Source organism: Rhodocyclus purpureus (assembly GCF_016653115.1).
Taxonomy (GTDB): domain Bacteria; phylum Pseudomonadota; class Gammaproteobacteria; order Burkholderiales; family Rhodocyclaceae; genus Rhodocyclus; species Rhodocyclus purpureus.
The window spans coordinates 82258-107425 of the sequence record NZ_NHRX01000016.1 but is presented as its reverse complement, the minus strand read 5'-3'; the positions used below and the strand labels follow the sequence as shown (position 1 = coordinate 107425).

Annotated in this window: 22 protein-coding genes; 13 read left to right on the top strand and 9 right to left on the bottom strand. The window is 66.3% G+C overall.

Annotated features, from left to right (window positions below):
- Window positions 1-11 precede the first annotated feature (11 nt).
- Both CCR84_RS03355 and CCR84_RS03350 read right to left on the bottom strand, forming a co-directional pair.
- Window positions 12-1265 (bottom strand): sensor histidine kinase, encoded by a 1254-nt coding sequence (locus tag CCR84_RS03355; RefSeq protein WP_201209602.1) that lies wholly within the window; start codon window positions 1263-1265, stop codon window positions 12-14.
- On the bottom strand, window positions 1249-6228 hold the full coding sequence (locus CCR84_RS03350; protein WP_201209600.1) for a PAS domain S-box protein: 4980 nt from the start codon (window positions 6226-6228) through the stop codon (window positions 1249-1251). The genes CCR84_RS03355 and CCR84_RS03350 overlap by 17 nt, the downstream gene beginning before the upstream one ends.
- A 243-nt stretch (window positions 6229-6471) precedes the next feature.
- Between CCR84_RS03350 and CCR84_RS03345 the strand changes: the two genes are divergently transcribed.
- Window positions 6472-7485, top strand: coding sequence for a diguanylate cyclase (locus tag CCR84_RS03345; protein WP_201209598.1), 1014 nt, complete (start codon window positions 6472-6474; stop codon window positions 7483-7485).
- A gap of 13 nt (window positions 7486-7498) precedes the next feature.
- On the opposite strand, the gene CCR84_RS03340 is transcribed toward CCR84_RS03345, so the two are convergent.
- A complete protein-coding gene (locus CCR84_RS03340; RefSeq protein WP_201209591.1) occupies window positions 7499-9157 on the bottom strand; it encodes a fatty acid--CoA ligase in 1659 nt (552 codons plus the stop codon).
- Window positions 9158-9312: 155 nt separating this feature from the next.
- On the bottom strand, window positions 9313-10350 hold the full coding sequence (locus CCR84_RS03335; protein WP_201209583.1) for an SGNH/GDSL hydrolase family protein: 1038 nt from the start codon (window positions 10348-10350) through the stop codon (window positions 9313-9315).
- Window positions 10351-10622: 272 nt separating this feature from the next.
- On the opposite strand from CCR84_RS03335, the gene mnmL reads away from it, so the two are divergent.
- Complete coding sequence (gene mnmL, locus CCR84_RS03330; RefSeq protein ID WP_201209581.1) at window positions 10623-11525, top strand: tRNA modification radical SAM protein MnmL/YtqA; 903 nt, start codon at window positions 10623-10625, stop codon at window positions 11523-11525.
- Here the strand turns inward: mnmL and CCR84_RS03325 are convergent.
- Window positions 11522-11917 carry a DUF3579 domain-containing protein gene (locus CCR84_RS03325; RefSeq protein WP_201209579.1) on the bottom strand — a complete coding sequence of 132 codons (396 nt, stop codon included), beginning with the start codon at window positions 11915-11917 and terminating at the stop codon, window positions 11522-11524. The genes mnmL and CCR84_RS03325 overlap by 4 nt on opposite strands.
- A gap of 449 nt (window positions 11918-12366) precedes the next feature.
- On the opposite strand from CCR84_RS03325, the gene CCR84_RS03320 reads away from it, so the two are divergent.
- The 10 genes from CCR84_RS03320 (at window position 12367) to CCR84_RS03275 (ending at window position 19768) form a co-directional block, all read left to right on the top strand.
- Window positions 12367-13545 (top strand): aspartate aminotransferase family protein, encoded by a 1179-nt coding sequence (locus CCR84_RS03320; protein ID WP_201209577.1) that lies wholly within the window; start codon window positions 12367-12369, stop codon window positions 13543-13545.
- 2 nt (window positions 13546-13547) lie between these two features.
- Window positions 13548-14495: an ornithine carbamoyltransferase gene (argF, locus tag CCR84_RS03315; protein WP_201209575.1), complete on the top strand. Its 948-nt coding sequence runs from the start codon at window positions 13548-13550 to the stop codon at window positions 14493-14495.
- Window positions 14496-14560: 65 nt separating this feature from the next.
- A complete protein-coding gene (locus CCR84_RS03310; protein WP_201209573.1) occupies window positions 14561-15802 on the top strand; it encodes an argininosuccinate synthase in 1242 nt (413 codons plus the stop codon).
- Window positions 15803-15824: 22 nt separating this feature from the next.
- Entirely contained in the window at window positions 15825-16034 is a 210-nt protein-coding gene (locus CCR84_RS03305; protein WP_201209571.1) for a DUF2788 domain-containing protein, read from the top strand.
- Window positions 16035-16052: 18 nt separating this feature from the next.
- Complete coding sequence (locus CCR84_RS03300; RefSeq protein WP_201209569.1) at window positions 16053-16487, top strand: DUF2721 domain-containing protein; 435 nt, start codon at window positions 16053-16055, stop codon at window positions 16485-16487.
- Window positions 16488-16681: 194 nt separating this feature from the next.
- A complete protein-coding gene (gene ppnP / locus CCR84_RS03295; protein WP_201209567.1) occupies window positions 16682-16996 on the top strand; it encodes a pyrimidine/purine nucleoside phosphorylase in 315 nt (104 codons plus the stop codon).
- A gap of 20 nt (window positions 16997-17016) precedes the next feature.
- Window positions 17017-17511 (top strand): YajQ family cyclic di-GMP-binding protein, encoded by a 495-nt coding sequence (locus CCR84_RS03290; protein WP_201209565.1) that lies wholly within the window; start codon window positions 17017-17019, stop codon window positions 17509-17511.
- Window positions 17512-17566: 55 nt separating this feature from the next.
- Window positions 17567-17833, top strand: a complete 267-nt coding sequence (locus CCR84_RS03285; protein ID WP_201209557.1) for a hypothetical protein — start codon at window positions 17567-17569, stop codon at window positions 17831-17833.
- A gap of 10 nt (window positions 17834-17843) precedes the next feature.
- The gene (locus CCR84_RS03280) at window positions 17844-18476 is read left to right on the top strand and encodes a CoA pyrophosphatase (RefSeq protein ID WP_201209555.1); all 633 of its coding nucleotides are present in this window, start codon (window positions 17844-17846) and stop codon (window positions 18474-18476) included.
- Window positions 18477-18589: 113 nt separating this feature from the next.
- Entirely contained in the window at window positions 18590-19768 is a 1179-nt protein-coding gene (locus CCR84_RS03275; RefSeq protein ID WP_201209553.1) for an acetyl-CoA C-acyltransferase family protein, read from the top strand.
- A 190-nt stretch (window positions 19769-19958) separates the two neighbouring features.
- Here the strand turns inward: CCR84_RS03275 and pntB are convergent, their stop codons facing one another.
- Together pntB and CCR84_RS03265 are read right to left on the bottom strand one after the other, a co-directional pair.
- Complete coding sequence (gene pntB / locus CCR84_RS03270) at window positions 19959-21368, bottom strand: Re/Si-specific NAD(P)(+) transhydrogenase subunit beta (RefSeq protein WP_201209551.1); 1410 nt, start codon at window positions 21366-21368, stop codon at window positions 19959-19961.
- A 5-nt stretch (window positions 21369-21373) separates the two neighbouring features.
- Entirely contained in the window at window positions 21374-22969 is a 1596-nt protein-coding gene (locus CCR84_RS03265) for a Re/Si-specific NAD(P)(+) transhydrogenase subunit alpha (RefSeq protein WP_201209542.1), read from the bottom strand.
- Between the two features lie 387 nt (window positions 22970-23356).
- Here CCR84_RS03265 and CCR84_RS03260 point away from each other — a divergent pair, with 387 nt between their 5' ends.
- Window positions 23357-24073, top strand: coding sequence for a Crp/Fnr family transcriptional regulator (locus tag CCR84_RS03260; RefSeq protein ID WP_201209529.1), 717 nt, complete (start codon window positions 23357-23359; stop codon window positions 24071-24073).
- Window positions 24074-24624: 551 nt separating this feature from the next.
- Here the strand turns inward: CCR84_RS03260 and CCR84_RS03255 are convergent.
- Both CCR84_RS03255 and CCR84_RS03250 read right to left on the bottom strand, forming a co-directional pair.
- On the bottom strand, window positions 24625-24789 hold the full coding sequence (locus CCR84_RS03255; RefSeq protein WP_201209527.1) for a PIN domain-containing protein: 165 nt from the start codon (window positions 24787-24789) through the stop codon (window positions 24625-24627).
- A complete protein-coding gene (locus CCR84_RS03250; RefSeq protein ID WP_338052555.1) occupies window positions 24774-25046 on the bottom strand; it encodes a type II toxin-antitoxin system Phd/YefM family antitoxin in 273 nt (90 codons plus the stop codon). The genes CCR84_RS03255 and CCR84_RS03250 overlap by 16 nt, the downstream gene beginning before the upstream one ends.
- Window positions 25047-25168 lie beyond the last annotated feature (122 nt).

Genomic DNA, 25168 nt, shown 5'->3' with positions numbered 1-25168 from the left:
GCGCGCGCGGCTCAGCCGCCTGCGGCAGCACTTCCCTCCGGGAGCCGGACGAACGGCACTTCGATCCGGAACAGGGTGCCGCCGCCGGCAACCGGCTGCTGCGTGATCGTTCCGCGCAGCAGGCTGATCTGGGCGGCGGCGATGGCGAGCCCGAGCCCGGTGCCGCCGTGGCGTCGGGTCAGCGAGGCGTCGGCCTGCGTGAATGGCTGGAACATACGCTCGGCGTGCTCGGGGGGGATGCCGATGCCGCTGTCGCGCACGTCGAAACGCAGCCACACCGACTGCGCTGCCGCACGCTCGGCGGTGGGGACCGGCCCGACCTCGACCGACACGGCGCCGGCCGGCGTGAACTTCACCGCGTTGTCGACGATCCTGGCCAGGATCTGCGTGAGCCTGGCCGAGTCGCCGAGCAGCGTCGTCGGCGTCTCCGGCGCGATCCGGCAAGCGAAGGCCAGCTGCTTGGCGGCGGCGGGGGCGGCGAAGCGCCGCGAGATCGCCTCGATCACTTCGCCGAGCGCGAACGGTGCGACGACCAGTGTTTGTTGCTCGGAATCCGCCGCGGCGAACTCGAGCACGTCCCTGAGCATGACGAACAGCGCATCGGCGCTTTCTTTTGTCATCTCGGCCAGCTCGCGCTGTTCGTCGTTGAGCCCGCTGGCGAGCAGCAGTTCGCTCGTGCCGAGGATGCCGTTCATCGGCGTGCGGATCTCGTGGTTCATGTTGCTCAGGAATTCGCTGCGCGCACGACTCGCCGATTCGACCGCCTGCAGCGCCTGCGCGAGTTTCTGCGTGCGTTCCTCGACCCTCCGCTCGAGTTCGTCCTTGTAGCGTTCCAGCGCTTTGCGCGAGCGGAAGAAGCCGAGCTGCGTGCGCACGCGGGAGAGCAGGATCGCCGGGCGCAGCGGCTTGGTGATGTAGTCGACGGCGCCGAGTTCGAGTCCCTTCTCCTCATCCTCGGTCGAGTCCAGCGCGGTGAGGAAGATGACCGGGATCGCGCGCGTCGCCGGATTTTCCTTGAGCCGGGCGATCACGGCATGACCGTCCATGCCCGGCATCATCACGTCGAGCAGGATCAATTCCGGGCAAGGCGCCTGCGCCACCAGCTGCAGCGCGCGCGGCCCCGAGTTGGCGACGCGGACGCGGTAGTACGGCGACAGCAGCTCGGCGATGACGTGCAGGTTTTCCGGGTTGTCGTCGACGACGAGGACGACGGGCGCGTCGGCAGCGGGCTGCTCGCCGGGTAGCGGATCAGTTGGCGCTTCCATTCTCTCGCTCTCCTCCCGCGCCGGTCCGGCGCATCAGTTCATGGCAGGTCTCCGCCGCTTCGGCGAAATCCCAGGCGCCCAGTTGCTGATCGAACTGCTTCAGCAGGGACTGGTCGAGGCTGGCCTGCAGCAGCGGCCTGTTTTCCGCGAAAACCCGTGGTGCCCGTGCATCTCCCGAACTGAGCAGGGGTTCCAGCTGGCGGAGGACAGCGAGTGCCTGCTCCGTATCGGCGCGGACTGCTGTCGTCGCCTGTTCGGGAATCGTCTCCAGCAGCGCGCGCAGTCGGGCGAGGCCCTCGCCGATCTGCGTGAGCGAGGACGTCAGCGAGGAGGTGAGTGATTCGCTGCCGCCGCCGGCACGCAGCACCGCCTCCAGCCCTTGTGCCGCCGACTGCAGCTCGACCAGTCCGAGGGTACCCGAGCTTCCCTTGAGCGTGTGCGCCAGCCTCATCGCTTCATCGATCCGGCCGTGCTCGATGGCTTGGGAGAGACGCTCCTCCTGCGGATCCTCGGCGAAACGCCGCAACAGCCGCAGGTAGCTGCGCTCGTCGCCGCGCAGGCTCTTCAGCCCGCGTTCGAGGTCGAGCCCTGCGATCCCGCCGAGGCTGCGCCTGAGTGTGTCGTCGGCAAGGGCATGTGCTGCGACCGGCACCGCCGCCGGCATGCCACCTTCTTCGGGCTGCGGCAGCCATTGGCTCAGCGCGGCGAAGAAGTGCTCGGGGTCGACCGGCTTGGCGATGTGCGCGTTCATTCCGGCGGCGAGGCAGGCGCGTCGATCCTCGTCGAAGGCGTTCGCCGTCATCGCCAGTATCGGCGTCGTCGCGTGTTGCGGCAGGCTGCGGATGCGTCCCGTTGCGGCGAAGCCGTCGAGTTCGGGCATCTGCACGTCCATCAGGATCAGGTCGTAGGGTGTCGTCGCGGCCTTGTTCACGGCGACGAGGCCGTTGTCGGCGACGTCGGCGGTGAGGCCGACGCTGCCCAGCAGGCTCAGCGCCACCTCCTGGTTGATCGGGTTGTCCTCGGCAAGCAGGATGCGCGCACCCGCGCAGCGGCGCAGGCGATGTTCGACGGCGCTGACGGAGGCGGACGCTGCGACGGGCTCTCCGGCCTGCAGCGGCTGCAGCAGCGCAGTCAGACGCGACGGGCTCAGCGGCTTCTTCAGTACCTTGAAGTAGCCGGCTTCGGCGAGCGCCGCGGCGGATGCCCGGTCGGGGCTGGTGGCGCACAGGATGCGCGTCGGTTGCCGCGACAGCGGCAGCGTCGCCAGCTGCCTGCCGAGTTCGACACCGTCGCAGCCGGGCATCTCGCGATCGACGAGCAGCAGGTCGAAGGGAACGCCGGCAGCGTCGGCCGCCTGCACCGCCTGCAGCGCTTCGCTCGCGTCGGCGGCCTCGCGCACGCGGATGCCCAGGCGCTCGCAGATGTGGCGGTGTGCCGAGCGTGCTGCGGCGAGGTCGTCGACGATCAGTGCGCGCAGTTCGCCCCCCGCAGCCACTGGCTGCGCCAGCGCCGGTACCGCTCCGTAGCCGAGCGGGACCTCGATCCAGAAGGTGCTGCCCTGACCGGGATCGCTGTCGACGCCGATGCTGCCACCCATCATTTCGACCAGGCGGCGCGAGATCGCCAGTCCAAGGCCGGTGCCGCCGTACTTGCGCGTCGTCGACGCGTCGGCCTGCTCGAAGGCCTGGAACAGCCGCTGCTGCTGCTCGGCGCTGATCCCGATGCCGGTGTCGCGCACCGCGAAGCGGACGACGATCTTGTCGTCGGCCGCCGAGACAACGCGGAAATGCATGAAGATGCTGCCGGCAGAGGTGAATTTGAGTGCGTTGCTGGCGAAATTGAGCAGGATCTGCCGCAGGCGAAGGCTGTCGCCATGCACTACCTCCGGCATTGCCTCGATGTCGATCACCAGCTCGATCCCCTTTTCGTGGACGCGGTCCTGGATCAGCGTGCACACGCTGTCGACCAGTTCCTCGAAGTTGAAGTCGCCCATTTCGAGCTGGAGCTTGTTGGCCTCGATCTTCGACATGTCGAGGATGTCGTTCACGACGTCGAGCAGGTGCCTGCCGGCGATGGTGATCTTGTTGAGCTGCTCGCGCTGGTAAGGATCGGTGATGCGTGCCTTGAGGACGTGCGTGAGGCCGATGATCGCATTCATCGGCGTGCGGATCTCGTGGCTCATGTTGGCGAGGAAGTCGCTCTTGCCGCGGTTGGCGGCTTCGGCGGCCTCCTTCAAGGCATTGAGTTCGGCGGTGCGCTCGGCGACGAGTTGTTCGAGGTGCAGGCGGTGACGGTCGAGTTCCTCGCCGAGGCGCTTCTTCTCGGTGATGTCTTCCTTGACCGCGAGGTAATGGGTGATGCGGCCGTCGGCCTGGAAGATCGGGCTGATGATCGCAAACTCGACGTATTCGCTGCCGTCGCGGCGCTGGTTGATGAACTGGCCGCGCCAGGACCGGCCACTGGCCAGCGATTTCCACATCGCCGCGTAGGTCTCGCGCGGCGTGCGTCCGGAATTCAGGATCTTCGGATTGCGGCCAAGCACTTCCTCGCGGCGGTAACCGGTGGCGGCGAGGAAGGCGTCGTTCACGTACTCGATCGTCCCGCCGAGGTCGGTGATGACGATGCTCTCGGGACTTTGCTCGACCGCCTGCGACAGCTTGCGCAGCTGCTCTTCGGCGCGCTTCAGTTCGGTGATGTCGATATTGACGCCGATGACCCGGGTGGGCTTACGCCCCTCGTCGAGCAGGACGTTGCCACGTGAGACCAGCCAGCGCACTTCGCCGCGTGCGTCGCGGATGCGGAATTCGATCGCGAAGCTGCGTGCATGCGCCATGACTTCGGCGATTTCGGCGCGTACGGCGGGACGGTCTTCAGGAAGGATCAGCGTCATCCAGTCCTCCTGGCGACCGGAGAAGCTCCCCGCCGGCAGGCCGTAGAGCGCTTCCATCTCGCTGCTCCAGATCGTGCGCTGGCTGGCGATGTCCAGTTCCCAGACGCCGATTCCGGCCTCGTGCTGTGCCAGCCGCAGGCGCGCGTCGCTCGTGCGCAAGGCGGCCTCGGCGCGGTCGCGCTCGGCGCGCACGCGCAAGGCCTGCATGCCGTAGGCGAGATTCTGCGCGAGCCCGACGAGCAGCCCGAGTTCGTCGTCGTTGAAGGCGTCGGCATCGGCGGCGTAGAGCGCCAGCGCGCCGACGCAGCGCTCCCCGATGATCAGCGGCAGCCCGACCGCCGCTGCGAAACCGTGGCGCAAGGCATCTTCCCGCCACGGGGCGAAGCGCGGGTCGTGGGCGATGTCCTTGACGATCACCGCGCGTCGCTCTCGGATCGCGGCACCCATCACGCCGCGACCGCGGTCGACGTCGGCCCACGAGACGTCGAGCGCAGCGACGTAATCCGCACCGACGCCGCAATGCGCCACCGGGCGCACCGAGCGTCTGACGTCGTCCTCGGCGATGCCGACCCAGGCCATGCGATAACCGGCGAACTCGACGACGAGGCGGCAGATGTCGTGCAGCAGTTGTCCCTCGTCGGTCGCGCGCATGATGACGCGTCCGCTCTCGCTGACCGCGCGCAGCGCCCGGTTGGCGCGCTGCAGCAGTTCCTTCGCGCGCCGCATCTCGGTGATGTCGTGCGCGATGCCGAAGACGCCGATGATCGATCCTTCGGCGTCGCGCAGCGGATTCTTGGTGGTGAGCAGGGTGATCTGCCGGCCGGAAGGATCGGTCAGATCCAGTTGCCCGTTGATGGTGCGCTGGGCGCTCATCACCAGCCGGTCGCTGGCCATCAGCGCTTCCGCGACGGCCGGGGGAAACAGCGCCGTGTCGTCCGCGCCGAGAATCTCGCTGGTGCTTTTGCCGCTGAGGTACTCCACCTCGGCATTGCAGAACAGGTAGCGCCCCTCGTTGTCCTTGGCGAAGATCATGTCGGAGGAGTTCTTTGCGATCGCGTCGAGGAGCTGCAGCGCACGCAGGCGTTCTGCCTGTGCTGCCTGTTCCGCCTGCGTGCTGAGCAGCTGCTGCCTTTGCCTGAAGGCAAGCAGGGCCGCGGCGGACATCAGCACGAGCAGCGTGCATGAGAGTGCGATCAGCAGGATGTCGCCGAGCGCGGCTTCGAGGATCTGGCTCTCGTCCATCTTCACCAGCAACTGCCAGTCGGTTCCGCCGACCGCATGCAGTGTGGCGAGCGTGGCAACGCCGCGCTGGTCGAGCCCTGCGCCGAGCTTCGCCGCTGCGTTGCGCACGAGCGCCGCCTCCAGCGATGGCGCCGCCAGCGGCAGGCGTACTCCGGTGATCTCTGTCCCGCGCTGCGCTGCGCCGAGAAGGATGAGCGTATCCCCGTCGCGGCGCACCAGGAGGCTCGTGGTGCCGGGGTGTTGCGCCGCGTTCAGCGTGGGCACGATGAAGGCCGCTGGGTCGCTGCGCAGGACCACGAGCGGACCCGAGGGTGCCAGGGTGGCGACGAAATCGAGATGGAGGCTGCCTGCCGCGTCGCGGTAGGGGCCGAGCACATGCACTTTCCCGTCGCCGAGCGCCAGGCGAGCGGTCGCCCGCAACTGCGGATCGATGGACGCTGAGGCTGGCCGGACCGCTGCCAGCAGTTCGCCCTCGCCGTCGAGCAGCAGCACGTCCGCGTAGGCGTAGTTGTCGCAAAACCTGGCGAGATGGGCGAGCAGTCCGCTGCGCGCGCTGGCGTTGCCGTCGCTGCGCCACGCTGTGTACGGCTGCGCGAAGATGCCATCGTTGCGGAGAAGCTGCGTATCCTTCTTGCGTTCGTCGACCCAGACGCCGAGTTGCGCTGCCTGCAGCTCGCCGGTCGTGCGCAACTGCGCCTCCAGCGTCTGCCGGTGCTGCGAGATGTTCTGCTGGATCGCGAGCCCGCCGAGCGCGAGGAAGGTGAGCAGCAGCGGCAGCAGTGAGGGCCAGCCTTGCCGGAATGGAGTGGTTTTCGCGGCGCCAGAGGACATCTCTTGGGTCTCGGGGGGGATCGTGCGGCGGCTTGCCGTCTGACCTGTTCGGGGTTGGGCGCGTAAGGTGTTTTTAACAGATCGGCAGGCGCTTGCCAAAGGATATCGCAGCGCTGCCGTCTTTCACTATTTTGCGAGGGGTGGCAGGACCGTCGCTGCCGTGTACCACGCGCCGATAAGGGTTGCCAGCGGGGTACGCCGGCCGATATCCTTGACTCCCCGCCCGTTCGCAAGCTGTCGTCCATGATCCCTCCTGCAACCTCGTCCGCAGAAGAGCGCGGACCCAGCCTCGACACGCCCGTCGCGCCGCACGGGGACGCCGAGCGGCGGGGCGCAGCCAACACGGCAGCGCCGCCGCTGCCCTACATCCTGGTCATCGACGATACGCCGATCAACTGTCAGTTGCTGACGCACGCGCTGCGCAAGGACTACCTGGTGCGCACTGCGTCGAGCGGTGAGGAAGGCTTGGCCATCCTTGGCGAGGAGCGGAAGCCGGACCTCATCCTGCTCGACATCATGATGCCGGGAATGGACGGCTACGAAGTCTGCCGGCGCATCAAGGGCGAGATCAGCACCCGGAACATTCCGGTCATCTTCGTGACGGCGCTGGACCAGCCCAGGGATCAGCAACAGGGTTTTGCGCTCGGTGCCGTGGACTACATCAGCAAACCCTTCGATATCCTGCTCGTCAAGGCGCGCGTCGCCGTCCATGTCCGGCTCAAGCTCAAGTCCGAGATGCTCGAAAGGATGGCTTTCGTAGACGGGCTCACCGACATCCCCAACCGGCGGGCACTGGAAACGACGCTGAGCAGCGAGTGGGCCCGTGCGCAGCGCAGCGGTGGCCTGCTGTCGCTGCTGATGATCGACATCGACATGTTCAAGGCCTACAACGACTGCTGTGGACACGGCCTCGGCGACGTCTGCCTGCGCCGGGTGGCGCACGAACTGCGCGCCGGATTGCTGCGCTGCAGCGACTTCGTCGGTCGCTACGGGGGCGAGGAGTTCCTCGCCATCCTCCCCGACTGCGATGCGCCCGGTGCCCTGCTGGTGGGCGAAAGGTTGCGCCGGCGCGTCGCCGAACTGAACATCCCCCATCCGCAGTCGCAGGTGGCCGACGTGGTCACCATCAGCATCGGTGCAGCCAGCTGCCGGCCACGGCAGCAGGGCGTGCTCTCCGAGTTCCTGAGCGAGGCGGACCGGGCCCTCTACGCAGCGAAGAGCCGCGGTCGCAACCGGGTCTGCGCCGGCCTCCACTGAGGGCGGCGCGCGCTCACTCGCGCAGCGCGTCCGGGTCGGCGCGCATGTCGCGCTTGTTCATCTTGCCGACGCTGGTCTTCAGGAGGCGCTTGACGAAGGAGACCTGGAGCAGGATGCCGTAGCGTGAGATGCCGGCCGCCTCGATCGCGTGCGCCGCGTAGTTGCGGATGACGTGTTCGCTGACCTCGCCTGCGTGCTCGGGCTTCAACAGTACCAGTGCCAGCGGCCGCTCGCCCCACTTCGGGTCGGGGACGCCGATCACCGCGACTTCCTGCACCGCCTCGTGCTTGGCGATGATGTCCTCGATCTGCAGGGACGAGGTCCATTCGCCGGCGACCTTGATCACGTCCTTGATGCGGTCGGTGATCTTCACGTAGCCGCGTTGGTCGATGTTGCCGATGTCGCTGGTGTGCAGGTAGCCGCCGGCCCACAGTTCCTCAGCCGCTGCCGGCGACTTCAGGTAGCCCTGCGTCAGCCACGGCGCACGCACGACGACCTCGCCGGTCGCCTTGCCGTCGTGGGCCACGTCCTGCATGTCCTGGTCGACGATGCGCAGGTCGACGAGCGGCAGCGGCAGCCCGGTCTTGGCGCGCAGCACCGCCTGCTGCTCGGGCGGCAATTGCAGGTCGGCGTCCGTGAGGTGGGCGAGCGAGAGCACCGGGCAGGTTTCCGACATGCCGTAGCCGGTGAACAGGTCGATGCCGCGCTTGTGCGCGGCGATCGCCATCGCCTCCGGCATCGCCGAGCCACCGATGACCAGCTTCCAGCCCGACAGGTCGAGGTCCTTGGCGTGCGGGTGGCTCAGGACGAGGTGCAGAATGGTCGGCACGCAGTGCGAGAAGGTCACGCCCTCGTCGGCGATCAGCCGGCAGAGCAGGTCGGGCTGGTAGCGCCCCGGATAGACCTGCTTCACGCCGAGCATCGTCGCGATGTAGGGGAAGCCCCAGGCGTGGACGTGGAACATCGGCGTCAGCGGCATGTACACGTCCTCGCGGTGCAGGCGGCCCTGGGTGCGCGAAGCGCCCGCGGCAACTGCGACGCCGAGCGTGTGCAGGACGAGCTGGCGATGGCTGAAGTAGACACCCTTCGGGTCGCCGGTGGTGCCGGTGGTGTAGAACACCGAGGCCTGCGCGTTCTCGTCGAAGTCGGGGAATTCGTAATCCTCGTCGGCGGCGGCGAGCAGTGCCTCGTACTCGCCGGCGAAGCTGACCGGCGCTTGCGGCAGGCTGGCCTCGTCGTTGAGCAGGACGAAGTGCTTCACCGTCTGCAGGCGGTCGGCGATCGCCGCGAGGATCGGCAGGAACTCGCTGTTGACCAGCAGAATATCGGCTTCGGCGTGGTTCAGCGTGTACAGGATCTGCTCGGGCGAGAGGCGGACGTTAACGGTCTGGATGATCGCGCCCATCATCGGTACCGCAAAATAACATTCGAGGTAGCGGTGGCTGTCCCAATCCATCACCGCCACCGTGCTGCCGGCCTCTACGCCGAGTCCGGCCAGTGCGTTGGCGAGTCGTCCGATGCGCTGCCGGAATTCGCTGTAGGTGTGACGCACGCGCCCCTGGTAGGTGATCGTCTGCTCGGGGGCTGTCGCCAGCGGGGTGAGCAGGAGCTGTTTGATCAAGAGCGGATACTGGTAGGCGGATGCGGTCGACTGGACGATTTTCACCGGCATTATGGACTCCGAGGACTGGGTGACTGGCCGATGCGCGCGCATCGGTCGCCCATTTTAACGCGGCTGTAACAGTCGTTCACGGAAGCGTGACGGTCGCCTGGTACCCGAGCCGGTCCGCCGCCGGCTGGGCGGCAGCGGGGGGTGCAAGCTCCTGCTCAGCCAGGCTGGCGCTGCGCGCGAGCGTGCTTGCGCGAGGCCAGGGGTAGGGCGAGGAGGGAGAGCGCGAGCAGTGCCGAGGTGCCGGGCTCGGGAATCAGCGCAGCGGCGAAAGCGCTGCCGAGCAGTGCATGCGCAGCGGTGGTCGGATGCTCGTAGTCCCAGAAGACGTACGCGTCAGGGGTGCCGCAGATCAACGCTTCGCCGGTCACGCTCCAGTTCAGGCAGGTGTCCGACTTGTTGGTGAAGCCGGGATTGTGCGTGCCCAAGGGGATGCTCGCGAGCACCGAGTAGGTATCGACCGTGATGATGTCGGCACCGGTTGCCAGCTCCACGGCGTCGAGCAAGCCCGGCAGCGTGGCGTTGAAGGCTGCGCTGAATTGCGCTGCCAGCCCCTGCAGCATCGCCGATTCGGGTGTGCGCAGGTCCGGGTCGAGGAAGCGCGGCGTCTGGCTCAGATCGGGCAGGTTGGGAACCATGATGTGGGTGGCGCCGGCAGCCGCCAGCATCCCGACGTAGCCGGCGATGTTGCCGGCGGCAGCGATGGGCGATCCTTGGGCAATGAAATCGTTGGCGCCTCCCCAGATGAAATACAGCGCGTTCGGGTCGGCCTTGCCGGCAGTTCCCAGCGTCGACTGGTAGAGCGCCAGTTGCGCAGCCATGCCGGGTGCTCCCTGGCTGCCGACGCTGGTGGTGCTGCCGTTGTCTGCGATGTTGCCGATCCCCGTGGTCGCGCCGCCGATCGCGTAGCTCTGGAAGTTCGACGGCGTCACGCCACCGGGCAGGATTGCGGCCGCGAGGTATTCGGCGGCGGTGCGGCCGTTCGAGAAGCGTGCATCGGCGTAGGGCGGGCAGTTGTGGAAGGCGCTGCACTGGTTCATGAGCTTGTAGAGGCTCAGCACCGAGGAGTCGCTGGCGCCCGTATCCGACAGGCTGTCGCCGAAGACGTAAAGTGAGCTGAAGGGCAGGGCCGAGGCACTGGCCGCGCCGAGCAGCCAGAGCCAGAGGACGACGAGGAATTTCAGGGCGGTTTTCATGATGGCTCTCCGTGTGCCGGGTCGCAGCACCGGCTGCGAGCGATGCCGGCAACGCATGCGAAATGACTATAGCATTTTTCGGGCCGGGGTTCCTGGTTCAGGAAAAACAATGGCTTGAGCAGTTTTTTTCGGGAGTGCTGGGTGCTGCTGTAAATATTGGCGACAGCACACCCGTGGCCTGTGCCGTCGCCGCTGGCGGCGACCGGTGCTAAGATTCGCGCCTTTCCGGGCGATACGCCGGATTCCGACGCCCGCCTCCCGACCCACCGCCCGTGCAACTCGAAACCCACATCAACACCTTCGGCCGCCACCTCAAGGCTCGCTTCGGCACGCGCGTGCGCAAGCTCTCCCTGCACGCCGGCTTCACCTGTCCGAACCGCGATGGCACGCTCGGCCGCGGCGGCTGCACCTTCTGCAGCGTGCTCTCGTTCAACGAGGGCAAGGCCGAGCAGCCGATCAGCGTGCAGATGGCCGCGCGTCGTGCTGAGCTGACGCGGGCGACGCGTTACCTTGCCTATTTCCAGGCGTACACGAATACCTACGCCGAAGTCGAGGAATTGCGCCGCCTCTACGCCGAGGCAGTGAGCCACAGCGACGTCGTCGGCCTGTGCGTCGGCACGCGTCCCGACTGTGTTCCCGATGGCGTGCTGGAGATCCTCGCCGGCTATCGGGCGCAGGGCTACGAGGTGTGGCTCGAACTCGGGCTACAGAGCGCGCACGACGAGACCTTGCAGAGGATCAACCGCGGACACGGCTTCGCCGCCTACGCCGACGCGGTGGCCCGCGCGCGGCGCTTCGGTGTACCGGTCTGCGCGCATCTGATCCTGGGGCTGCCCGGGGAGAGCGAGGCGATGATGCGCGAGACGCACGCCAGGGTGCTGGCGCTCGGCGTCGAGGGGATCAAGCTGCACCCGCTGATGATCGTCAAGGGCTGCAGCATGGCGGCACAGCATGCGCGTGGGGAAGTGGCGCCACCGACGCTCGCGGCCTACGCGGCGATCGCCGCCGACCTGATCCGGCGGACTCCACCGGAGGTGATCTTCCACCGGGTGACGGCGACTGCGCGTCCGCCGACGCTGATCGCCCCCGACTGGTGCCATACAAACTTCCCGGCAGCCAATGCGATTGCCGCCGATCTGGCCACCTACGGTGGCCAGGGTTGTCTCGTCGGCTAGCTGGCGGCGCCTTCGATTTGTGCACGCGTCACGTTCTCGACGACGCGCAGTTCGTTGTCGTGCGCGAAGTGCTGCACGAAGCGGTAGGCCGTCGGCTCGAACTCGTAGAGCTCGCCATCGACGAAGACTGCCTTGAAGCCCTCGAAATCGCCGGGGCCGACATAAGGCGAGTACTGGACCCGCTTGCGCGCACCGAATGCGGACAAGGCGCCGCACAGGCGTTCTGCCCAGTCGCTCGGGCGAAAGCGCTTGCCACCGGTCGTCTGGCCGACGATGACGAAGGACCCGGGGCGTGCGGCCGCGCGTGCGGGCGTGGTTGCAGGGGAGGCCTCCGCGGCGCTCGACGTCGTGCCGGAGGGATTGGGCTGTGGCGTTTCAGAAGACGTTTGCATTTTGGCGGTCTGCTGGATTAGGTTGCGGTGGCGGAGCAACACGGGTCGAAGTATACAGGGCTAAGGCCTCACACAGCGAAACATGATCCAGTATTCGCTCCGGCCCCGGCATGCACGGTCTGCAACAGGGGTAACATGGTGGTCACGGACTGCCGGCACAATCAGAAGTTCCTTCATTTTCACGAAAGCGGCGGCCCTGAAAACGCCCGACGCACGACAACGCCCGCGGCGTGCGTATTCGCGCTAGCGCAGGGGCAGCGGGGACGATGTACAAGGCCTTGCTTTTCCCTTAACATCGAATACTCGATTGGCCGGGGCCGTGCCTGTCGTGGCGACTCCCCCGTTGCGGCAGAGAATGCCGCAGCCTGCGGCTTTGTAGCGACGATCTTCGTCAATCCGGCGGCGCAAGCCGCCGTTTCAGTTTCAGGGCCTCACACAAGAGGATGCTTATGTCTCACCTGATGAATACCTATGCCCGCCTGCCGGTGGCTTTCACTCACGGTCAGGGAAGCAGGGTCACCGATAGCGAGGGGCGCAGCTACCTCGACGCGCTCTCCGGGATCGCCGTCAATACGCTGGGCCACAATCACCCGGCGCTGGTCGCTGCGATCGCCGGGCAGGCGGCGCGCCTGCTGCACACCTCCAATCTCTATCGTATTCCCGCGGCAGAAGAACTGTCCGACCGCCTGGCCGCACTGTCCGGCATGGACGAAGTGTTCTTCGGCAACTCCGGCGCCGAGGCGAACGAGGCGGCGATCAAGCTCGCGCGCTTCTACGGACACCAGCGCAACATCGACAGCGCCAACATCATCGTCATGGAACATTCGTTCCACGGGCGCACGCTGGCGACGCTGTCGGCCACCGGCAACCGCAAGACGCAGGCGGGTTTCGAGCCGCTCGTTTCCGGTTTCGTGCGCGTCCCGTTCAACGACCTGGCCGCGATCCGTGCCGTCGGCGAGCACAACCACAACGTTGTCGCCGTCATGCTCGAAGTGCTGCAGGGCGAAGGCGGCATCCATCTCGCCGACCCCGACTACCTGCACGGCCTGCGCGCGCTCTGCGACGAGCGGGGCTGGCTGCTCATCTGCGACGAGGTGCAGTGCGGGATCGGCCGGACCGGCAAGTGGTTCGGCTACCAGCACGCAGGCATCCTGCCCGACGTCGTCACCCTGGCCAAGGGCCTGGGCGGCGGCGTTCCGATCGGCGCCTGTCTCGCCAGCGGCCGTGCCGCCGGACTGTTCGGCCCGGGCAACCACGGCTCGACCTTCGGCGGCAATCCGCTCGCCTGCAGTGCGGCGCTCGCCGTGCTCGACACGGTCGCTAAGGCAGGCTTGCTCGAGCACACGGTCGCCGTCGGCCAGATGATCCGCGAGGGCCTGCGCAGCGAACTCGCCGGTGCTAAGGGAATCGTCGACATCCGCGGCCGCGGCCTGATGATCGGCATCGAGCTCGACCGTCCCTGCGGCGTCCTCGTCCAGCGCGGCCTCGACGCCGGCCTCCTGATCAACGTCACCGCCGACAAGGTCGTCCGCCTGCTGCCGGCGCTCAACTTCAGCGTCGAAGAAGGACGCGAACTCGTCGTCCGCCTGGCTGCGCTGATCCGCGATTTCCTGGCCGCCAAGGATTGATCATGGGACTCAAGACGAACACCGGCAGCATCCGCCATTTCCTCCAGTTCAAGGATTTCTCGCGCGAGGAATACGACTACCTGTTCGCGCGCACGCGCTGGATCAAGGATCAATTCAAGAGCTACCGGCAGTACTGGCCGCTCTCCGATCGCTCGCTGGTGATGATCTTCGAGAAGGCGAGCACGCGCACGCGCCTCTCCTTCGAGGCCGGCATCCAGCAGCTCGGCGGTTCGGCGATCTACCTCAACACGCGCGACTCGCAGCTCGGGCGGGGCGAGCCGGTCGAGGACGCGGCGCAGGTGATCTCGCGCATGAGCGACCTGGTGATGATCCGCACCTTCGAGCAGGACATCGTCGAGCGCTTCGCCGCCAACTCGCGCGTGCCGGTGATCAACGGGCTCACCAACGAGTACCACCCGTGCCAGATCATGGCCGACATCTACACCTTCATCGAGCACCGCGGCCCGATCCAGGGCAAGACGGTGGCCTGGATCGGTGACTCGAACAACATGTGCAACACCTGGCTGCAGGCAGCCGAGGTGCTCGACTTCCGTGTCCATGTGTCGACCCCGCCCGGCTACGAGATCGAGCCCGAGCGCGTCGGCCTCGTCGGTACGGACCACTTCCAGCAGTTCGCCGACCCGATGGAAGCGGCGCGCGGCGCCGACATCGTCACCACCGATGTGTGGACCTCGATGGGCTACGAGGCCGAGAACGAGGAAAGGCTCAAGGATTTCGCCGACTGGCAGGTCGACGCCGAGATGATGCGCGTCGCCCGCGAGGACGCGATCTTCCTGCACTGCCTGCCGGCGCACCGCGGCGAGGAGGTCACCGCCGAGGTCATCGACGGTCCGCAGAGCGTGGTCTGGGACGAGGCCGAGAACCGCCTGCACACGCAGAAGGCGCTGATGGAGTACCTGGTCCTCGGCCGCATCCAGACCGAATCCTGATCGAATCTTGAGACGCGACGTCGGCGCACGGGTGCCGGCGCTTGTTTCACCAATGGAGATCGCACATGAGCGAAAGCAAGAAAGCCATCAACAAGGTCGTCCTCGCCTACTCGGGCGGGCTCGACACCTCGGTGATCCTGAAGTGGCTGCAGGACGAATACCAGTGCGAGGTGGTGACCTTCACCGCCGACCTCGGCCAGGGCGAGGAACTCGAGCCGGCGCGCACCAAGGCGCTCAAGTTCGGCATCAAGCCCGAGAACATCTTCATCGACGACCTGCGCGAGGAATTCGTGCGCGACTTCGTCTTCCCGATGTTCCGCGCCAACACCGTCTATGAGGGCGAGTACCTGCTCGGCACCTCGATCGCACGGCCGCTGATCGCCAAGCGCCTGATCGAGATCGTGAACCAGACCGGGTCCGACGCCATCGCGCACGGCGCCACCGGCAAGGGCAACGACCAGGTCCGCTTCGAACTCGGCGCCTACGCGCTGAAGCCCGGCATCAAGATCATCGCCCCGTGGCGCGAGTGGGACCTGCTCTCGCGCGAAAAGCTGCTGGCCTACGCCGAGCAGCATGGCATCCCGGTCGAGATGAAGCACAAGGCCGGCGGCTCGCCCTACTCGATGGACGCCAACCTGCTGCACATCAGCTACGAAGGCCGTCACCTCGAAGACCCGGCCGCCGAAGCCGAGGAGTCGATGTGGCGCTGGTCGGTGTCGCCCGAAGCGGCGCCGGACGCGGCCGAGTACCTCGACCTCGAATTCGCCAACGGTGATCTGGTCGCGATCAACGGCGAGCGCATGCCTGCGCACGAACTGCTGGCGAAGCTTAACCAGCTCGGCGGCAAGCACGGCATCGGCCGCCTCGACCTGGTCGAGAACCGCTACGTCGGCATGAAGTCGCGCGGCTGCTACGAGACCCCCGGCGGGACGATCCTGCTCAAGGCACACCGTGCGATCGAGTCGATCACGCTCGACCGCGAGGTCGCGCACCTCAAGGACGACCTGATGCCGCGCTACGCCAGCCTGGTCTACAACGGCTACTGGTGGAGCCCCGAGCGCCGTGCGCTGCAGGCACTGATCGACTACACGCAGCAGACCGTCAACGGCTGGGTCCGCCTCAAGCTGTACAAGGGCAACGTGATCGTCGTCGGCCGCGACTCGAAGACCGACTCGCTGTTCGACTCGACCATCGCCACCTTCGAGGACGACGCCGGCGCCTACGACCAGAAGGATGCGGGCGGCTTCATCAAGCTGAACGCGCTGCGCATGCGCATCGCCGCCAACCTGGCCGCGCGCAAGGCGTGAGCAGGCTAGCCGGGCACGCGCCATGTTCGGGCTGAGCGAGGAGCAGATCGCCGACTTCGGGATGAGCTTCGGCGTCGGCGCCTTCATCCTGTTCATGCTCTTCATCATCGCCGAACTGGCGTGGAAGTCGAAGGCAGGCAAGAAGGGGACGCTGATCCTCTTCTTCGTCCTCGCCTTCGGCATGCTCGGCTTCATCGCCAAGTCCATTCTCGAGAAGTTCCTGGGAATGTGAGCGCTGGCGGATAGCCGCATGGATGCCAACTACCCGGGCGTCGCCCAGGTCATCGAGATGGCGGTCGCGCCGGTGTTCCTGCTCACCGGCGTCGGCTCGATCCTCGGTGTACTGGTCAACCGGCTGGCGCGCATCGTCGACCGCCGGCGCCAGCTGCAGGGCAGGGCGGCCGGCAAGGGCGCGGCTGCCGACAGCGAGGAAATCCGCACGCTGAGGCAGCGCAAGCGCTGGATCCAGGGGGCGATCTCCCTGTGCGTGCTGAGCGCGCTTCTCGTCAGCCTGGTCGTCGTCGCGCTCTTCGTCGGCGCCGAGATGCACCTCAACTCCGACCGTGTCGTCGCCGGGCTGTTCGTCGCCGCCTTGCTGGCGCTGATCGGCGGGCTGGTCGCCTTCCTGCGCGAGATCTCGCTTGCAGTGGCGCGGCCCGAGTCGGGCGAAGACCGCTCCTGCTGATGTGGGTATGCTGATTACGAGGACGTTAATTAGTCCCGTAATTGTGTATGGCGTCCCCGTGATTGGTCTTTCCCGCTGCTGCGGAAACGTGGGAAAATCCGGAGGACCAACACACGCTGCGCGCGTCAACCTGACGGCGCGCTTCGCACCTTTGCCCGGCGGCACTGCCGTCGGTTTTTGATGGGATTTTTTTCATGAGCAGCCAATTCGATAACGTCAGCGTCGTCAAGAAAAGCAACGTCTTCTTCGACGGCAAGTGCGTCAGCACCTCCGTCATCTTCGCCGACGGCACGCGCAAGACCGTCGGCGTCATCCTGCCCTCGTCGCTGATCTTCAATACCGGTGTGCCGGAAGTCATGGAATGCGTCGGCGGTTCGTGCCGCGCGCGCATCAAGGGCGAGAGCGAGTGGAAGACCTATGGCGTCGGCGAGTCCTTCTCGATTCCCGCCAACTCGTCGTTCGAGATCGCCTGCGACGAGCCCTACCACTACGTCTGCCACTTCGGCTGAGCGGCCGCGGAGGAGAGTTCATGCCATCCTTCGATTTCACCTCCGAAGCCGACATGGTCGCGTTGAAGAACGCGATCGACGTTGCCGGCCGCGCCATCGTCAATCGCTACGACTTCAAGGGAACCAGCGCCAAGGTCGAACTGAACGAGAAGGACAAGTCGATCATGCTCTACGGCGACTCCGACTTCCAGCTCGACCAGATCAAGGACCTGCTCTTCCCGGCGATGGAAAAGAAGGAAAAGGACAGCGTCAAGCGCCTCGACCACCAGCCGGTGCAGAAGATCTCGGGCAACAAGGTCAAGCAGGAGTTGAAGATCAAGAGCGGCATCGACAGCGAGCTGGCGAAGAAGATCGTCAAGCTGTGCAAGGATGCGAAGCTCAAGGTGCAGGCGTCGATCCAGGGCGATGAAGTGCGCGTGACCGGCGCCAAGCGCGACGAGCTGCAGGCGTGCATCGCGCTGGTGAACAAGACGATCACCGATTTTCCGATCCGCTCCGGCAACTTCCGCGACTGAAACAGGTCCAACAACGCTTAGCACCGACGTCCACGCCTAACTCCCGGAGAACTCCATGCCCCATCGCGACCAGGAAATCGCCATGTTGCGCCGCGAACTTGAAATCCTGATGGGGGAGCGCGAGAGCCTGCTGCAGGTCGTCGGTGCGGCGGCGGCGCTGATCGCCGGACTCGACAGCAAGCAGCTGCCACCGGACGCGGTCGCCGCTGCCGATCTGGCGTCGACGATCATCAACGCCTTGCCCGAGGAGACCCTGCAGGACGCACTGGCGGCGGCGCAGGCCGAGATCGCCCCCGGCGAGGACCTGGGCGAGCCGGCCTGAGCCACTGCCGATGTCGTCGATCTTCGACCCCGTTGCCTTCCGCCAGCGCCTCCTTGCGGTGCTGCAGCACGAGGTTGACGGCGACAGGCGCGACGGCGGGCAGCAGCGGCACGGCGACGACGGCGCGCACGATCTCGCTGCCGAAGCGGCGACGCCGGCGTCGGTGCTGGTGCCGATCGTCCTGCGCGAGTCGGCGCCGACCCTGTTATTGACCCGGCGCAGCGAGCACCTGCGCGACCATCCGGGGCAGATCAGCTTTCCCGGCGGCCGCGTCGATGCCGGCGACCCGAGCCCCACGCATACCGCGCTGCGCGAGGCGACCGAGGAGATCGGCCTCGACCCCGTACACGTCGAGGTGCTCGGCTTCCTTCCCGACTACCACACCATCACCGGTTTCCGCGTGACGCCGGTGGTGGCGACGCTGACGCCGCCCTTTGCGCTGGCGCCCGACGCCTTCGAGGTCGCCGAGATCTTCGAGGTGCCCCTGAGCTTCGTGCTCGATCCGCGCAACTACCAGCGCCATCCCTACACCCTGCAAGGTCGTTCCGGGCACTACTACGCGGTTCCCTGGGGCGACTACTTCATCTGGGGGGCGACCGCCGCCATGCTGCGCATTCTCGCGGCAAGGCTCGCCACGGTATGATGTCGCGTTTCCTCATTCACGCGGTGCGCATGTCCATGGCGTGCCCTGACCCTGCTGTTGTCGAAGCTTGCCGGCCTCGTCGCCGGTTGATTTTAACCACGAAGGAGTAGTAGATGAGCAAAGAAGTCGTAGTTCTCAGCGCGGCGCGTTCGCCGATCGGTTCTTTCGGCGGCTCGCTGAGCAGCTTCGAGCCCGCCGAACTGGGCGGCCTGGTGATGAAGGAAGCGATCGCCCGCTCGGGCGTCGACGCCGAGAAGATCAAGTACGTCACCGTCGGCAACACCATGCCGACCGAGTCGCGCTACGCCTACGTCGCGCGCGTCGCTTCGATCCAGGCCGGTCTCGGCATGGACTCGGTGGCGATGGCGGTCAACCGCCTCTGTGCCTCCGGCCTGCAGGCCGTCGTGTCGACGGCACAGTCGATCATGCTCGGCGAAGCCGACTTCGGCATCGGCGGCGGCGTCGAAGTCATGTCGCGCGGCGGCTACCTGTCGCCGGCGATGCGCAACGGCGCGCGCATGGGCGACACCAAGATGATCGACATGATGGTCTCGGTCCTCACCGACCCGTTCGGCGTCGGCCACATGGGTGTCACCGCCGAGAACCTGGCGAGCAAGTGGAACATCACGCGCGAGGAACAGGATGCCTTCGCCGTCGAGTCGCAGCAGCGCGCGCTGGCGGCGATCGCCGACGGCCGTTTCAAGTCGCAGATCGTCCCGATCACCATCAAGAGCCGCAAGGGCGACATCGTCTTCGACACCGACGAATACCCGAAGGCGACGTCCGTGGAGAAGCTTGCCGCGCTGAAGCCGGCGTTCAAGAAGGACGGCACGGTCACCGCCGGCAACGCCTCGGGCATCAACGACGGCGCTGCCTTCCTCGTCCTCGCCTCGGCCGAAGCCGCTGCTGCCGGCGGCCACAAGCCGATCGCGCGCATCGTCTCCTCGGCGGTCGCCGGCGTTCCCAACGAGCTGATGGGTGAAGGCCCGATCCCGGCCTCCAAGCTGGCGCTGCAGCGTGCCGGTCTGTCGCTCGCCGACATGGACGTGATCGAGTCGAACGAAGCCTTCGCCGCGCAGGCGATCGCCGTCTCGCGCGGGCTCGGCCTCGACCCGGTCAAGACCAACCCGAACGGCGGCGCCATCGCGCTGGGCCACCCGGTCGGCTGTTCCGGTGCCTTCATCGCCACCAAGGCGATCCACGAACTGCATCGCAGCGGCGGCCGTTACGCGCTGGTGACGATGTGCATCGGCGGCGGCCAGGGCATCGCGGTCGTCTTCGAGCGCATGTAATCGCGCCCGGCGGCTTTGCGCCGCCTGCCTGAAAGGAGGCCGGATCCGTCATCGACGGATCCGGCCTCTTCTCTTTCCGGTCCGGCTGCCCGAATGAAACGAGGCCGGTTCCGCGTGTTGCGGAACCGGCCTCGTGCCTGTCGGCGAAGGCAGGCTGCGGGGAGCGGCTGCTCCCCGCGGCGTCCGACGCTCAGGCCTTGAGGGCCGTGAGCACCTCGTCGAGCATCTTCTTCGCGTCGCCGAAGAGCATGCGGTTGTTTTCCTTGTAGAAGAGCGGGTTGTCGACGCCGGCGTAGCCGGAGGCCATCGAGCGCTTCATCACGATCGAGGTCTTCGCCTTCCACACCTCGAGCACCGGCATGCCGGCGATCGGCGAGGTCGGGTCCTCGGCGGCCGACGGATTGACGATGTCGTTGGCGCCGATGACCATGGTGACGTCGGTGTCCGGGAAGTCGTCGTTGATCTCGTCCATTTCCATCACGATGTCGTAGGGCACCTTGGCTTCGGCGAGCAGCACGTTCATGTGCCCCGGCATGCGCCCGGCGACCGGGTGGATGCCGAAGCGCACATTGACGCCACGCTCGCGCAGGGTCTTGGTGATCTCGAACACCGTGTGCTGCGCCTGCGCCACCGCCATGCCGTAGCCGGGGACGATGACGACGCTCTTGGCATCTTTCAGCAGTTCGGCGGTTTCCGCGGCGCTGACCGGGACCACCTCGCCGGCCGGTTCGCCTTCGGCCTTCTTCGCCGGCGTACCGCCGCCGCTGCCGAAGCCGCCGGCGATGACGCTGATGAAGTTGCGGTTCATCGCGCGGCACATGATGTAGGAGAGGATCGCGCCGCTCGAGCCGACCAGCGCACCGGTGACGATCAGGAGGTCGTTGGAGAGCATGAAACCGGTCGCCGCCGCTGCCCAGCCCGAGTAGCTGTTGAGCATCGACACCACCACGGGCATGTCGGCACCGCCGATGGCCATCACCATGTGGATGCCGAAGAGCAGCGCGATGGCCGTCATCACGAACAGGGGCAGCAGGCCTGCCTGCATCGTCTCGGCCTGCAGGAACTGCCAGCCGAAGGCGATGACGACGACCAGTGCGGCGAGGTTCAGCCAGTGCCGTGCCGGCAGCAGCAGGGGCTTGCCGCCGATGCGTCCGGACAGCTTGCCGAAGGCGATCAGCGAACCCGAGAAGGTGACTGCGCCGATCAGGATGCCGACGTAGATCTCGACTTCGTGGATCGCCTTCTCGGCGCCGCTGAACACGATCGAGGTGTCGATGTAGCTGGCGAAGCCGACCAGACAGGCGGCCAGACCGACCAGGCTGTGCATCAGCGCGACCAGTTCGGGCATCTGCGTCATCTTGACGGTGCGCGCGGCGAAGACGCCGATGGCGCCGCCGACGACCATGGCGCCGATGATCCAGGGGATCCCGGCCATGGTCACGCGCGGACCGAACACCGTTGCCAGCACGGCGATGGTCATGCCGACCATGCCGTAGAGGTTGCCGCGGCGCGATGTTTCAGGGTTGGAGAGGCCGCCCAAACTGAGGATGAAGAGGATGGTGGCGCCGACGTAGGCGATCGTTGCGAGGCTTTCTGACATGGTGGTTACTTCCGGAACATTGCCAGCATGCGGCGGGTGACGGCGAAACCGCCGAACATGTTGATCGCGGTGAGGACGATGCCGGCGACCGCGAGCCAGCGGATCCAGTCATCGGGACGCTGCGTGGCGCCGAGTTCGGCGAGCGGCGGCGCGATCTGGACCAGCGCACCGATGGCGATGATGCTCGAAATGGCGTTGGTGACGCTCATCAGCGGCGTATGCAGCGCGGGCGTCACGTTCCAGACGACCATGTAGCCGACGAAGCAGGCGAGCACGAAGACGGTGAAGTGGCCGAGGAAGGCCGCCGGCGCGTAGGCACCGATCAGCCAGAAGAGCAGGGCGCCGACCCCGAACACGAGCGCCAGCGAGGTGCCGGACATCGGCTCGGAGGCCGCACCATGCCCACCCGACTTCTTCGCCGGTGCGGGCGCGGCGGCGGCGGGCTTGGCCTGCGCCGGCGCTGCCGAGAGCTTCGGCGGCGGTGGCGGCCAGGTGATGTTGCCTTCCTTGATCACGGTGGCGCCGCGGATGACCTCGTCGTCCATGTTGACGTTGAGCACGCCGTCCTTGGTCTTGCACAGTTCCTCGGTCAGGCGCAGGAGGTTGGTCGCGTACAGCGTCGACGCCTGCTTCGATAGGCGGCTCGGCAGGTCGGTGTAGCCGATGATGGTGACGCCATGGCGGACGACCACTTCGCCGGGGACCGTGAGTTCACAGTTGCCGCCCTGTTCGGCGGCGAGGTCGACGATGACCGAGCCGGGCGCCATGCTCTGCACCATCTCGGCGGTGATCAGCTTCGGTGCCGGACGGCCCGGGATCAGCGCGGTGGTGATGATGATGTCGACTTCCTTGGCCTGCTTGGCGAAGGTCGCCAGCTGCGCCTTCTGGAAGCCTTCGGACATCACCTTGGCGTAGCCGCCGACGCCAGAGCCTTCCTCGACGTAATCGACCGGGACGAACTCGGCGCCCATCGACTTGACCTGATCGGCTACTTCGGGACGCGTGTCGTTGGCACGCACGATGGCGCCGAGACCGACCGCAGCGCCGAGCGCAGCCAGGCCGGCGACGCCGGCGCCGATGACGAAGACCTTGGCCGGCGGCACCTTGCCGGCGGCGGTGATCTGGCCGGTGAAGAAGCGCCCGAAGTGCTGCGCGGCTTCGACCACCGCGCGGTAGCCGGCGATGTTGGCCATCGACGAGAGCGCGTCCATCTTCTGCGCGCGCGACATGCGCGGCACGCTGTCCATCGCCAGTACCGTGACCTTTTTCGCTGCCAGTGCCTGCATCAACTCCGGATTCTGGGCGGGCCAGATGAAGCTCACCAGCGTGCTGCCTTCCTTCAGGAGGGCCACTTCGTCGAGGTTCGGCGCGCGCACCTTGAAGAAGATGTCGGCGCCGCCCCAGAGTTCGGCGGCGGACGGAACGATGGTCGCACCTGCGCTCTGGTAGCTGAGATCGGAGAAATTGGCCGCCGCGCCAGCGCCGCTCTCGACGACCACCGAGAAACCGAGCTTGATCAGTTTCTCGACGACGTCGGGGACGGTGGCAACGCGCTTTTCGCCTGCGTAGGTTTCCTTCGGGATGCCGATGGTTAGTGACATTGCAGAACTTTCAGCAAAAAATTGATCGTCGCCGCGCTCGCCTTGGCGGCGCTACCGTGCGGCAGGCATCAGGGGCGCAGCCCCTGCACCTGCCCTGGACCGGACAGCGCTGTGGTGAGGCGACAGCAGATTTACCGCTTCTCCAGCCGCGTGCGTCTGCGGGCTGTGCAGTCCGCGACGGCGAAGGTCGCGGGCGGGAAGTGGTCGAGTGACACCACCGCGCATTTTACTTGGGGTTCGTCACTTTTTTGTGCATTGCGGTGCCTATTTTGGTGCATCTATGGCATCGTCTTTGCAGTGACGGCGCTAATGAAGTAGCCTGAAAGATGTGGAGTCGGAAGATTTGCGCTCGCGGGCGCACCGACGGCGATGTCCAAAAGGAGTCTCATGCCCTTCAGTGATACCGAAATTGCTCTCATCAAATCAGCCCCTCTCCTGCGCGACGTCCCGGCCAGCGTCGTCGACGCCGCGTTGGCGGCACAGCTCGGCAGCCAGCTGCGGCTGGCGCCGGAGACTGTCTTCGTCGAGGCCGGCACGCAGCAGCCGGGCCTGTGGATCATCGCACACGGGACGATCGAGTTGTTCTTCGTCGATGGCGTGGGTCGCGAGAAGATCCTCGACTTCGTGAACATCGGCGCGACCCTGGGCGAGGAGACTCTCTTCGGCGAGCGCGCCTTGCTCTACTCGGCGCGCAGCCTGACGCAGGCGGCCGTGCTGCAGTTGCCCGAGAACGTGGTCAGCGAATGGATGGCGAACTATCCCGCCTTCGCCCGCCGCCTGATGTCGCTCGTCGCCGAGCGCATCGACTTCGCCAGCCGCGACATGCTCACCTTCTGCACCAAGAAGGCCGCTGCCCGGCTCGTCTGCTACATCGTCTGCCATTTCGACAAGCTGCCGCAGGGCGACGACGGCACGCACAGCCTGCACCTGCCGATCCCGCGCAACAAGCTCGCTTCACGGCTCGGAATCAGCGATTCACATCTCTCGCGCGCGTTCCGCGAGCTCGAGGACAAGTCCCTGATCGTCCGCCAGGGACGCGGCTACTTCATTCCCGACGTGCAGGCCCTGTCACGCGACGTCTGCCCCGCCGGCTGCGATTTCTAGCGCGCAAGCCCGTGCTCGCAACTCGTCGGGTATGTGGGCGCGCGTGGATGGCCGGCAAGGGCTAGAAGACGGAAGAACGAACTGGATTGCCACGGCGCTACGCGCCTCGCAATGACGGCAGTGCCGGGACTGCATGGAGAGGGGCTGAGACCGTAACCGTCATCGCGAGCCCGACGGGCGTGGCGATCCAGTACGTAGGTCTCGCATCGGGTCGCCCGAGTTGGCGAGGCCGCGAAACTGGAAGAACGAACTGGATTGCCACGGCGCTGCGCGCCTCGCAATGACGGCAGTGAAGCGAATCCGTCATCGCGAGCCCGCAGGGCGTGGCGATCCAGTACGTAGGTCTCGCATAGGGTCGCCGGAGTTGGCGAGGCCGCGAAACTGGAAGAACGAACTGGATTGCCACGGCGCTACGCGCCTCGCAATGACGGTAGCGAGTGGCTGCGTTTCATGCTCAGGGGGGGCACGACTCGCCATGGTCGTTGGCCAAGAGCAAGCCGATACTTACCCACGCTCCCCAAAGTAATCCGTTCAAGCGATGAGCCGACAGCTTAAGGCCATTCGCCGAGGATGCGCTTGAGCAGCGCCGGTTGCTCCGCCGCGAACGGGTTGACGACAGTGATTCCTCGCCAGGTAAAGCCGGGATGAAAGTCCTCGCTCAGCAGGATTCGGCAGTGACTCTCGGCAGCGACGGCGCGTATCAGCGCGTCCCACATCCGTAGATTTCGCCCCTCTGCCAATTGCGCTCTCCCGATGGTTGCTGTTTGCGCAGCCGGGCAACAAGCGCTCTCCTGGCCTCTTCGCGCCCTTCATCGGTACGGGTAATCGGCGCGATCGTCGCCACGGATTTTCCACGTGACAGGACCGTTACCACTTCACCCAATGCGACTTTGCGAAGCACGTTCGAGAAGTGACGGTTGGCCTCGCTGGCTGAAATACTCTGCATGTTGATCTCCAAAGTAGTGTTCAGCACTACATTCTCTGCGAAAAGGGCATGCTGTGAAGCTTCGTAGCCTCGTAGGCGCGATGACCGACAAGCGGCCTGTCGAGGTCTGCCGGCCGACCTCAGCCGCGAGCATCGGTGCGGCAGCGCGA

What these genes read in the sequence shown, in the direction of transcription:
- CCR84_RS03285 (WP_201209557.1), top strand. Translation starts at nt 17,567, where the DNA reads ATGCCCCATCGCGACCAGGAAATCGCCATGTTGCGCCGCGAACTTGAA.
- CCR84_RS03275 (WP_201209553.1), top strand. Translation starts at nt 18,590, where the DNA reads ATGAGCAAAGAAGTCGTAGTTCTCAGCGCGGCGCGTTCGCCGATCGGT.
- argF (WP_201209575.1), top strand. Translation starts at nt 13,548, where the DNA reads ATGGGACTCAAGACGAACACCGGCAGCATCCGCCATTTCCTCCAGTTC.
- CCR84_RS03300 (WP_201209569.1), top strand. Translation starts at nt 16,053, where the DNA reads ATGGATGCCAACTACCCGGGCGTCGCCCAGGTCATCGAGATGGCGGTC.
- CCR84_RS03325 (WP_201209579.1), bottom strand. Translation starts at nt 11,917, where the DNA reads ATGCAAACGTCTTCTGAAACGCCACAGCCCAATCCCTCCGGCACGACG.
- CCR84_RS03350 (WP_201209600.1), bottom strand. Translation starts at nt 6,228, where the DNA reads ATGTCCTCTGGCGCCGCGAAAACCACTCCATTCCGGCAAGGCTGGCCC.
- CCR84_RS03345 (WP_201209598.1), top strand. Translation starts at nt 6,472, where the DNA reads ATGATCCCTCCTGCAACCTCGTCCGCAGAAGAGCGCGGACCCAGCCTC.
- CCR84_RS03280 (WP_201209555.1), top strand. Translation starts at nt 17,844, where the DNA reads ATGTCGTCGATCTTCGACCCCGTTGCCTTCCGCCAGCGCCTCCTTGCG.
- CCR84_RS03340 (WP_201209591.1), bottom strand. Translation starts at nt 9,157, where the DNA reads ATGCCGGTGAAAATCGTCCAGTCGACCGCATCCGCCTACCAGTATCCG.
- CCR84_RS03305 (WP_201209571.1), top strand. Translation starts at nt 15,825, where the DNA reads ATGTTCGGGCTGAGCGAGGAGCAGATCGCCGACTTCGGGATGAGCTTC.
- CCR84_RS03290 (WP_201209565.1), top strand. Translation starts at nt 17,017, where the DNA reads ATGCCATCCTTCGATTTCACCTCCGAAGCCGACATGGTCGCGTTGAAG.
- CCR84_RS03355 (WP_201209602.1), bottom strand. Translation starts at nt 1,265, where the DNA reads ATGGAAGCGCCAACTGATCCGCTACCCGGCGAGCAGCCCGCTGCCGAC.
- CCR84_RS03260 (WP_201209529.1), top strand. Translation starts at nt 23,357, where the DNA reads ATGCCCTTCAGTGATACCGAAATTGCTCTCATCAAATCAGCCCCTCTC.
- CCR84_RS03320 (WP_201209577.1), top strand. Translation starts at nt 12,367, where the DNA reads ATGTCTCACCTGATGAATACCTATGCCCGCCTGCCGGTGGCTTTCACT.
- CCR84_RS03255 (WP_201209527.1), bottom strand. Translation starts at nt 24,789, where the DNA reads ATGTGGGACGCGCTGATACGCGCCGTCGCTGCCGAGAGTCACTGCCGA.
- ppnP (WP_201209567.1), top strand. Translation starts at nt 16,682, where the DNA reads ATGAGCAGCCAATTCGATAACGTCAGCGTCGTCAAGAAAAGCAACGTC.
- CCR84_RS03265 (WP_201209542.1), bottom strand. Translation starts at nt 22,969, where the DNA reads ATGTCACTAACCATCGGCATCCCGAAGGAAACCTACGCAGGCGAAAAG.
- CCR84_RS03310 (WP_201209573.1), top strand. Translation starts at nt 14,561, where the DNA reads ATGAGCGAAAGCAAGAAAGCCATCAACAAGGTCGTCCTCGCCTACTCG.
- CCR84_RS03335 (WP_201209583.1), bottom strand. Translation starts at nt 10,350, where the DNA reads ATGAAAACCGCCCTGAAATTCCTCGTCGTCCTCTGGCTCTGGCTGCTC.
- pntB (WP_201209551.1), bottom strand. Translation starts at nt 21,368, where the DNA reads ATGTCAGAAAGCCTCGCAACGATCGCCTACGTCGGCGCCACCATCCTC.